This is a genomic window from Candidatus Sodalis sp. SoCistrobi (assembly GCF_900143145.1).
Classification (GTDB): Bacteria; Pseudomonadota; Gammaproteobacteria; order Enterobacterales; family Enterobacteriaceae; genus SoCistrobi.
The window spans coordinates 1-8,512 of sequence record NZ_FRDB01000135.1 but is presented as its reverse complement, the minus strand read 5'-3'; the positions used below and the strand labels follow the sequence as shown (position 1 = coordinate 8,512).

Sequence of the window (8,512 nt, the reverse complement as noted above, 5' to 3'; positions counted from 1 at the left end):
TGCTCATGCTGAGTTTCCAGCACTAGATTAACTGCCCGTTCACGGACTTCCGGAGAGTAACGTTTGGTCGTTGTCATAGAGACCTCCACTTTTAAAGTATAGACTCTAATTTATCCGGGGTGATTCATCCGCGAGCCGGGCGTGATCGCCATTCCGAAGGCAGCAAGCGTGGCGCATGTGAAAGAGAACGCCGGCGCTTTAACGATCACGCTGGCCGCCAAACACCTTGAGGCGCTGGACCGGGCTTTTCCGCCACCGCAGCGCAAGACCGTCCTGGACAGCGCCTTATATCTGACGTGCTGGCCCGCGGCAAAATGCGTGGGGCAGCGCGGTGCCGCGTTAGCGGTTAAGCTTCCGGCCGGCGTTGCAAGGCGTGGGCGCCGCGCTCCCGTTGTGCCGTCGTAGGGCTTACGCAGACGCCGCGCTCCCGTTGTGCCGTCTCAGGACTTGCGCAGACGTAGCGTTTGCTGTAAGCGCGCCGGCGTGGCGGGCGTGCTGATAAGCGGTGCACTGACCCGCGCCGTCTCCACACACACATAGCTAAGGTAGCTGTCATCCGCCAAATCGCCGATCGATTGCGACAGCGATTGCCCACAGTTCCAGGCCACGACGTCACTATGATGCTGATGGTGGACTTCAATCACCCGTCCCAGCACCGGATCATGAATCAGGCTGGTTTCCGTAGGCGCGGTGTAAACGCGATCCACTTCGCCGGAAAAGGTGACATCTCCCTGTTGCTGAGCTGGCTGGGCGCCGTTGACCTTATCGATAAAGTTGGCGCCGAGGCCGCTGACGTGGATATCGCCGATGGCTCCCACGGTGAAATAGCTGTGCAGCGCGGCCGTAGCCTGATACTCGCCCTCGGCCACCAGTTCGATACTGCAGGTCTGCCCGAGCGTAAAGTGGGCTTTAAGCGTGAACGGGTGGGGGAAAAACGGTTCGGTCAGGGTGCTATCGCGCAGGGTAAAGGTCAGTTGAACCTGTTGGTCGTCTTCGCTGTGATGGCTCAGTTCCCACGGAAGAATACGGGCGAAGCCATGATTCGGGGTCGCGACCTTGCCAAACCAGGGCCAGCAAATGGGCACGCCACCGCGGATAGCCACGCCTTCCTGAAAAGCGCTTTTCTCGCTTAACCACAAAACCGGTTGCTCGCCGGTGGGCTGCCAGGCGACAAGGTGCGCGCCCTGTAACGTGACCGCCGCCCGCACCTGCGGATGGTCCACCACCACCACCAGCGGCAACTGATCCTGCTGGCGCAGCGTTAACGACGGCGACAGCGTTTGCTTGACGGGCAAGGCAAAAAGAGAGTCGGACATGATATACCTCCTGAGTAAAAGAAAAAGGGCGACATCGCTGCCGCCCTTTCATCATCCGGTCACCACGCTTATTTGTTGGCGATGTGGGAGATCAGATCCAACACTTTATTGGAATAGCCGGTTTCGTTATCGTACCAGGCTACCAGTTTGACAAATTTGTCGTTCAGCGCGATACCGGCTTTGGCATCGAACACGGAGGTCAGCTTTTCGCCGTTGAAATCGGTGGATACCACGTCTTCATCGGTGTAGCCCATCACGCCTTTCAGCTCGCCTTCGGCGGCTTTTTTGATAGCGGCGCAGATGTCTTCATAGGAAGCCGGTTTTTCCAGACGCGCGGTCAGGTCAACCACTGAAACGTTCGGCGTCGGTACGCGGAAGGACATACCGGTCAGTTTACCGTTCAGCTCGGGGATCACTTTACCCACGGCTTTAGCCGCGCCGGTAGAGGACGGGATAATGTTCTGGGATGCGCCGCGGCCGCCGCGCCAGTCTTTGTGCGACGGGCCGTCAACGGTTTTCTGCGTAGCGGTGGTGGCGTGAACGGTGGTCATCAGGGCTTCAACGATACCGAAATTGTCGTTGATGACCTTGGCCAGCGGCGCCAGGCAGTTGGTGGTACAAGAGGCGTTGGAAACGATATCCTGGCCGTCATACGCTTTGTGGTTAACGCCCATGACAAACATCGGCGTGTTATCTTTCGACGGGCCGGTCAGTACCACTTTTTTAGCGCCGGCGGTGATGTGCTTACGCGCCGTTTCGTCGGTCAGGAAGATGCCGGTGGCTTCAGCGACAACGTCTACGCCGACGTCGCCCCACTTCAGGTTAGCCGGATCATTCTCAGCGGTACAACGGATCGTTTTACCGTTGACCACCAGATGACCGTTCTCTACGGCGACAGTACCGTTGAAGCGACCGTGGGTTGAGTCGTACTTCAGCATGTAGGCCATATAATCAGCATCCAGCAGGTCGTTGATGGCAACGATTTCGATGTCGTTACGTTCCTGCGCAGCACGGAAAACAATACGGCCGATACGGCCAAAACCGTTGATGCCTACTTTGATAGTCATATATTACACCAGCTATTTAATAATGAATAAAAGGTTACTTGTAAATTTACAAAAACCTCGCGCAGCGTCAAGCGGAATCGTGTCAATAGTTGCGACAAATCAATCCAGACCCCGCTCAGCGCACGTTATGTACGCAACTGACATCAACACAGCTGTCGTCTATATGCGGGTGCCAGGCACCAATATAAACGGCGATAGGTCGCAATATGTGATTGATGTCACATTTCTACAGCGACAAAGTGTCTTTGTAGAGTTTACGCCAAAATTGCCTGCTACGTTGTTAATTATTTTTTATAATAGTAGTACTGGAAAGTGTCCCTACCTATCGCCCGAGAAGCACAAAATGGCCAATAACACTCCCCCACGATTGCCCGATGAAGCAATGACCGAGATGCAGCGTTATGTTACCCAGCAGCGGGGCACCGAACCGCCCTATAGCGGTAAGCTACTGGAAAATAAGCGAACCGGTCAGTACCATTGCCTGGTTTGCCATGCACCGTTATTCTACTCCGACAGTAAATACGATTCCGGCTGTGGCTGGCCGAGTTTCTATGAGCCGGTAAGCGACGAGGCCATCCGCTACCTTGAGGATCACACCCACGGTATGCAGCGGGTGGAAATTCGTTGCGGCAACTGCGATGCCCATCTGGGTCATGTGTTTCCCGACGGGCCGCAGCCGAGCGGGGCGCGTTTTTGCGTCAACAGCGCCTCGCTGCGTTTTCGTGACGGCGAAAATGGTGAAGAAATCGCCGGCTGAACTCGCAGCTTTATCGATTCATCTAATTATTCCATATAAAAGGTGCGGCAATGGATGTTGAAGCGCTTCTGGCGACTATGACGCCGGAAATTTACCAGCGGTTAATGACCGCCGTGGAACTGGGCAAATGGCCCGATGGGGTGGCGTTGACGCCGGAGCAACAAGCCAACTGCATGCAAATGGTGATGCTGTGGCAATCGCGCCATAACAGTCACCCTGAACACATGAGCATTGGTACCGACGGCCAGATCACCATGAAGAGCAAGCGTGCCCTGCTGGAAGAATTGAAGAGCGCCACCGTCGAGGTACTTAAACCCCAGTGACGCCTTGCAGCATGGTGGGGTGTACCTCTGCGCATTGATGCCTGTCGCGCAGGGTGGCTGCGTCTGATTCGCATCGACGCCCAGGTGTGCAGGGTGGTTGCGCCTGCTTCACATTGACGCCTTGCCGCATAACATGCTGCGCCTGCCTGCAACGTTAAGGGGCGTGCTTTGCACTGCACGGGCGTGGTATCAGGCGCGCGCTACATTAGCCGCGCGGTGGCTGGTCTATGCATACCCCTCAGCGGTGAGACGGGCGATAAAGGCGTCCATTGTCAGCCGTTCGGCGCCGCGGCGCTGTCCTCCGGCTGCAGGTTGACGCCCCGACAGCCCTCGGTAATCACCTCAGTGGCATAGCCTAAGTGCAGGGCATCCAGCACGCTATATTTGACACAATAATCCGTAGCTAATCCCATTACCGTCAACCGGTCAATCTGCCGCGCGCGCAGCCAGCCGTCGAGCGCAGTTTGCGCCCGGCGTCCGTTGTCGAAGAAGGTGCTATAGCTGTCGATATGGCGCTGCTCGCCTTTGCGAAAAATTGCCGTCAGTCCCTCGCGATTCAGTTCAGGGTGAAAATCCGCGCCCGCGGTATTCTGCACGCAGTGAATCGGCCACCAGATTTGCGCCAGGCCGTCCAGCGTGCCGAGGGTATTGACCGGCCGTCCGGCGTTAACGGCAAAGCTGCCGTGCTCCTGCGGATGCCAGTCCTGGCTGGCCACGACGGTGATCCCGCACCGGACGCACAGCGCCAGCGCCGCATTGGCCACCGCGATCACCGCATCGCCCTCCGGCGCAAAAATCCTGTTGTAAATCAACTAACAATAATGCTCTGGCCATGGCCTTCTCCCGATTCATCGTTGCTGCTCAATTCGCCGCGCAGATCCTGTTGCATGAGGTCACGTATAGCCTGGTCGGGCAACGATTGGCTTAGTAAAAAATGCAGCTTGGTCAGGGCGGCCTCGACAGTCATATCAAACCCGCTGAGGACGCCGGCGCGGGCGAGGGCGTTGCCGGTAGCATAACCGCCCATGTCTACCCGACCAGAGAGGCATTGCGTGAGATTCACCACCACGATACCCCGATCACCCGCCTGCTTGAGTTCATGAAGTAACGGCGGATGCTGCGGCGCATTGCCCACGCCGTATGAGCGCAGGATAAGCGCCCGCACCGGCTGGCGCAGAAAGTTACCGACCACATCCGCCGAAATGCCGGGGTAAAGGGTGACGACGCCGACCGGCTGCGGTGTAATAGAGTGCACAATAAGCGGACCCGCGCCCGCGCCGGCCGGGGAGGGCGTTAGGCGGCGGATATGGATGCCGGCCTCCAGCAGCGGTGGCAAATTGGGTGATGCAAAGGCATCGAAGCCATCGGCATGGACCTTGGTCGCGCGATTGCCGCGAAACAAGGTGTTATTAAAAAACAGACCAACCTCATTCACCGGGTAATGGGCAGCCACCAAGTACAGGGCGTTAAGCAGGTTGATCTGGCCATCGGAACGCAGCGCTTCCAACGGGATTTGCGAGCCGGTGACAATCACTGGTTTATTAAGATTTTCCAGCATGAAGGACAGCGCCGAAGCGGTAAACGCCATGGTATCCGTCCCGTGCAGGATAACAAAGCCGTCGTAGCCGTCATAGTTGGCGGCGATATCACGGGCGATGGTGTGCCAATCGTCGGGCGTCATGTCCGACGAATCGATGAGAGGGGCATATTCATGCACGGTAAAATCCGGCATTTCGGGACGGTAAAATTCCGGCATTCGCGCCAATTGCCGCTGAAGATGCCCGGAAACCGGCACATAACCCTTGTCTGAGCGCTGCATACCGATGGTGCCGCCGGTATAAGCAACGTAAATGGATTTTTTTTGCATGAGGGCGAAACGTTATGGACAGTAGCGCCAATTATAAGGCGCTTATTAAATAACACCAGTCGCCCGCAACGGGCGAAAAAAAACGCCCGGCCAAGGCAGGGCGTTGATTCAGAAGGGCCCGGCGCTAGCGCGCCAGGACGTGCACGGGGGAACCCGCTAGCGCAGGATTTGCTCGCAGGAAAAGCAAAAGGCGTAACGGTTTTGCGGATCGTTCCAGCTAAAGCCCAGGCCGGCATCCATCTTCAGCCTGTCCACCACCTGGGTGACCGGTGCCGGCAGCCAGGACTGAATCAGGTTCGGCATGAAGGCATACACCGACGCGCTGGTCTGCGTGAGCAGCAACTCCAACAGGCCCGGTTCATCCAGATACCAGTTCAATTGGTATTGCTTCAACTGTGCCAGTTCGGCGGCTTTACTCACCGCGTCGTCGAAATCGCCTAACCGATCGACCAAGCCGTTTTGCACCGCATAGCTGCCAATCCAAACATGACCTTGGCCGATTTTATCGATCTCCTCGGGGGTCTTGTGGCGGGACTCGGCGACCAGGGTGATAAAGTTACGATAACCGCTTTCAACGTTAAGTTGCATCATCTGTGAGAATTCCGCCGGCAACGTTTTGGTCATCGACACATCCGCCAGCGGTGAAGTGGCAACGCCATCAGTATGGACACCGATACTGTCGAGGGTGTTCTCCACGGTGTTAATCACCCCGAAGATGCCGATTGATCCGGTCAAGGTGCTGGCGCTGGCGATGATGGCATTGGCCGGGGTGGACACCCAATAACCGCCCGAGGCCGCCATACCGCCCATGGAGACCACCACCGGTTTGCCCGCCGCACGCGCCGCGGCCAGCTCGGAACGAATGACCTCGGAAGCGGTGACGCTGCCACCGGGGCTGTTAACCCGGAATACAATGGCTTTGATATCGGGGTCCAGCCGCGCATCGCGGATTTGGTCGGCGGTGGTGTCGCCCCCGACCGATCCTGGCGTTTCCGGGCCGTCGATGATAGCGCCATTGGCAAAGATCACGGCGATTTGCCCGCCCTGTTGCGACGGCGTCACCGGCTGATAATCATAAATACTGATGCCATTGAACGCCTTGTCGCGCTTGTTCCAACCAAACGCTTGCGTCAGCGCCGTGTCAATCGCGGCGCGGGACGCGACTTCATCCACCCATTTGTTATTGAGCGCGAATTGTGCGGTATTCCCCTCGACCGCGCGCAGACCCTCCAGCATTGCCTGGGCGCCCGGGAACAATTGCTCCGGGGTAGTTTGCCTGTTGGCTGCCACCGTCGTTAGATAGTGTTGCCACAGCTGACCTACCCAACGGCTATCGGCTTCGCGGGCGTCGTCGGACATATTGTCGCGCAGGAAAGGTTCGACCGCGGATTTATAGGTGCCAACGCGGAAGATATGGCTGTTGACTTTCAGCTTGTCGATTAAGGTTTTGTAGTAAAGATTATTCGTTGCAATGCCGTGTAAATCCACCGCGCCCTGGGGCGTGAGATAGATTTTATTGGCATAGCTGGCAAGAAAATATTGCGCCTGACTATAGCTGTCGCCCACGGCATAGATAGGTTTACCGCTGTCGCGGAATTCGCGCAGCGCCTTGCCGATGTACTCCAGCGAGGCCTGATCCGCCCCGGCGAAATCTTTCAACGACAAGACCAGCCCGGTGATATTGGCGTCGTTTTTCGCCTGGCGTATCGTATCCACCACGTCAAACAGCGAATTTTCCTGCAGCTGGTTGCTGGAAGCGCCAAGCAATTCGCGGCCGAGCTGACGGAATTTATTATTCATGGCCGGCTTGTCCACCACCGTACCGGTCAGATCCATCACCAGCGCGCCTTTTGCCAGCGTGGGCGGCGTGTGACGCATTTGTAAATAGATCCCAACCACGACGATGATGAGTACCACCAAAAATACGTTGAGGATAAATTCGCGGATGAAATTCAGTAAACGCCAGCACCATTTGAACGGGCCGGAAATAATTCGCCACAATGTGTGCATGAGATCTCCAATAAAACAGCGAAGTTCAAAATCATAATATAAAATTTGTCCGGCCGCGCTCTAAAAAACGCTCCCGGTAAAGCTTACCGGCGCGCGCCAGACCCGGCGGCCCGGGCGGGGACAAAAAAAAGCCGCCGACCTCATGCCGCCACTGTCGATAGCAGGCTGTTACCGGCCAGAGCGCTATGATACCGTTAGCGCCATACCTTACATCAGGAGTAAACTCATGGATGCATTGGAACTGTTACTGAATCGCCGTTCTGCTTCACGGTTAACCGAGCCCGCGCCGGCCGGGGAAACGCTGGAACTGCTACTGCGTGCGGGTATGCGCGCCCCGGACCACGGTGCCCTGCAGCCGTGGCGTTTTATTATCATCGAAGGCGCAGGCCTTACCCGTTTTAGCGAATTACTCGGTCAGTCGGCGATTAACGCCGGGATGGATCAAAAGGGAATTGAAAAAGCGCAACAGGCGCCGTTTCGTGCGCCGCTGATTATCGCGGTCGTGGCCTATTGCGATAGCCAAAGCAATGTACCGCGCTGGGAGCAGGTGGTTTCCGCCGGTTGCGCGGTACACGCCATGCAAATGGCGGCGCTGGCCCAAGGGTTCAACGGTATCTGGCGCACCGGCCTGTGGACCTCGCAGCCCGATGTGCGCGCCGCGTTCGGCTGTCGCGAACAAGATGAGATTGTCGGTTTCCTTTATCTCGGGACGCCACAGCTGAAAGCCAGTACCACGCTTTTGCCCCCCGATACTGACGCTTACGTGCGCCGCTTCTGATTGACCGGCGAGGGCCGTTATCGCAGCGTCATGTGGAGCACAACGTGTTTAGGCGCTTTGAGCGAATTTATGCGCACCGGAAAGGAGTGTTGTTGACCTTTTTGATTACCCTGCGGGCTCCATTGGCCGAGTACTGCTGGTGGTTGACCAGACAGCCGTCATCGACGCCTTCCCCGCCGCCGGTGCCTATTTTGAAGGTGTCCCTCGAGTCTCTACCGGGTGGGGCGTGCATCGCGTCGCCGATCAACAGACCGGTAAAGCGAAAAGTGAATCACCCCGGATAAATTAGAGTCTATACTTTAAAAGTGGAGGTCTCTATGACAACGACCAAACGTTACTCTCCGGAAGTCCGTGAACGGGCAGTTAATCTAGTGCTGGAAACTCAGCATGAGCA

At 56.9% G+C, this 8,512-nt stretch carries 7 protein-coding genes and 2 pseudogenes; 4 read left to right on the top strand and 5 right to left on the bottom strand.

The features are described 5' to 3' along the window. Positions 1–126 precede the first annotated feature (126 nt). Positions 127–279 (top strand): annotated as a pseudogene (locus CINSTRO3249_RS17645) (aldo/keto reductase); the annotation flags it as partial. 161 nt (positions 280–440) lie between these two features. On the opposite strand, the gene CINSTRO3249_RS10110 reads toward CINSTRO3249_RS17645, so the two are convergent. Both CINSTRO3249_RS10110 and gapA read right to left on the bottom strand, forming a co-directional pair. Next, the gene (locus CINSTRO3249_RS10110; protein ID WP_074013192.1) at positions 441–1,316 is read right to left on the bottom strand and encodes a D-hexose-6-phosphate mutarotase; all 876 of its coding nucleotides are present in this window, start codon (positions 1,314–1,316) and stop codon (positions 441–443) included. Positions 1,317–1,384: 68 nt separating this feature from the next. Further along, positions 1,385–2,383 carry a glyceraldehyde-3-phosphate dehydrogenase gene (gene gapA, locus CINSTRO3249_RS10105; RefSeq protein ID WP_074013191.1) on the bottom strand — a complete coding sequence of 333 codons (999 nt, stop codon included), beginning with the start codon at positions 2,381–2,383 and terminating at the stop codon, positions 1,385–1,387. A gap of 343 nt (positions 2,384–2,726) precedes the next feature. Between gapA and msrB the strand changes: the two genes are divergently transcribed. Further along, positions 2,727–3,140 (top strand): peptide-methionine (R)-S-oxide reductase MsrB, encoded by a 414-nt coding sequence (gene msrB, locus CINSTRO3249_RS10100; RefSeq protein WP_074013190.1) that lies wholly within the window; start codon positions 2,727–2,729, stop codon positions 3,138–3,140. 50 nt (positions 3,141–3,190) lie between these two features. Beyond that, positions 3,191–3,463 (top strand): YeaC family protein, encoded by a 273-nt coding sequence (locus CINSTRO3249_RS10095; protein ID WP_074013189.1) that lies wholly within the window; start codon positions 3,191–3,193, stop codon positions 3,461–3,463. A 272-nt stretch (positions 3,464–3,735) separates the two neighbouring features. Here the strand turns inward: CINSTRO3249_RS10095 and pncA are convergent. From pncA to sppA, 3 genes and pseudogenes are all read right to left on the bottom strand, one after another. After that, positions 3,736–4,297: pseudogene (pncA, locus tag CINSTRO3249_RS10090) on the bottom strand (bifunctional nicotinamidase/pyrazinamidase). Next, positions 4,272–5,330, bottom strand: coding sequence for an asparaginase (gene ansA, locus CINSTRO3249_RS10085; RefSeq protein ID WP_074013188.1), 1,059 nt, complete (start codon positions 5,328–5,330; stop codon positions 4,272–4,274). Before ansA ends, pncA begins: the two are co-directional and overlap by 26 nt. Before the next feature lie 156 nt (positions 5,331–5,486). Continuing rightward, positions 5,487–7,340 (bottom strand): signal peptide peptidase SppA, encoded by a 1,854-nt coding sequence (sppA, locus tag CINSTRO3249_RS10080; RefSeq protein ID WP_074013187.1) that lies wholly within the window; start codon positions 7,338–7,340, stop codon positions 5,487–5,489. A 226-nt stretch (positions 7,341–7,566) separates the two neighbouring features. Here sppA and CINSTRO3249_RS10075 point away from each other — a divergent pair, with 226 nt between their 5' ends. Continuing rightward, on the top strand, positions 7,567–8,118 hold the full coding sequence (locus tag CINSTRO3249_RS10075) for an NAD(P)H nitroreductase (RefSeq protein ID WP_074013186.1): 552 nt from the start codon (positions 7,567–7,569) through the stop codon (positions 8,116–8,118). Positions 8,119–8,512 lie beyond the last annotated feature (394 nt).

Bases quoted from the DNA above. Each gene is read 5' to 3' on its own strand.
- CINSTRO3249_RS10110 (WP_074013192.1), bottom strand. From the start codon at position 1,316: ATGTCCGACTCTCTTTTTGCCTTGCCCGTCAAGCAAACGCTGTCGCCG.
- gapA (WP_074013191.1), bottom strand. From the start codon at position 2,383: ATGACTATCAAAGTAGGCATCAACGGTTTTGGCCGTATCGGCCGTATT.
- msrB (WP_074013190.1), top strand. From the start codon at position 2,727: ATGGCCAATAACACTCCCCCACGATTGCCCGATGAAGCAATGACCGAG.
- CINSTRO3249_RS10095 (WP_074013189.1), top strand. From the start codon at position 3,191: ATGGATGTTGAAGCGCTTCTGGCGACTATGACGCCGGAAATTTACCAG.
- ansA (WP_074013188.1), bottom strand. From the start codon at position 5,330: ATGCAAAAAAAATCCATTTACGTTGCTTATACCGGCGGCACCATCGGT.
- sppA (WP_074013187.1), bottom strand. From the start codon at position 7,340: ATGCACACATTGTGGCGAATTATTTCCGGCCCGTTCAAATGGTGCTGG.
- CINSTRO3249_RS10075 (WP_074013186.1), top strand. From the start codon at position 7,567: ATGGATGCATTGGAACTGTTACTGAATCGCCGTTCTGCTTCACGGTTA.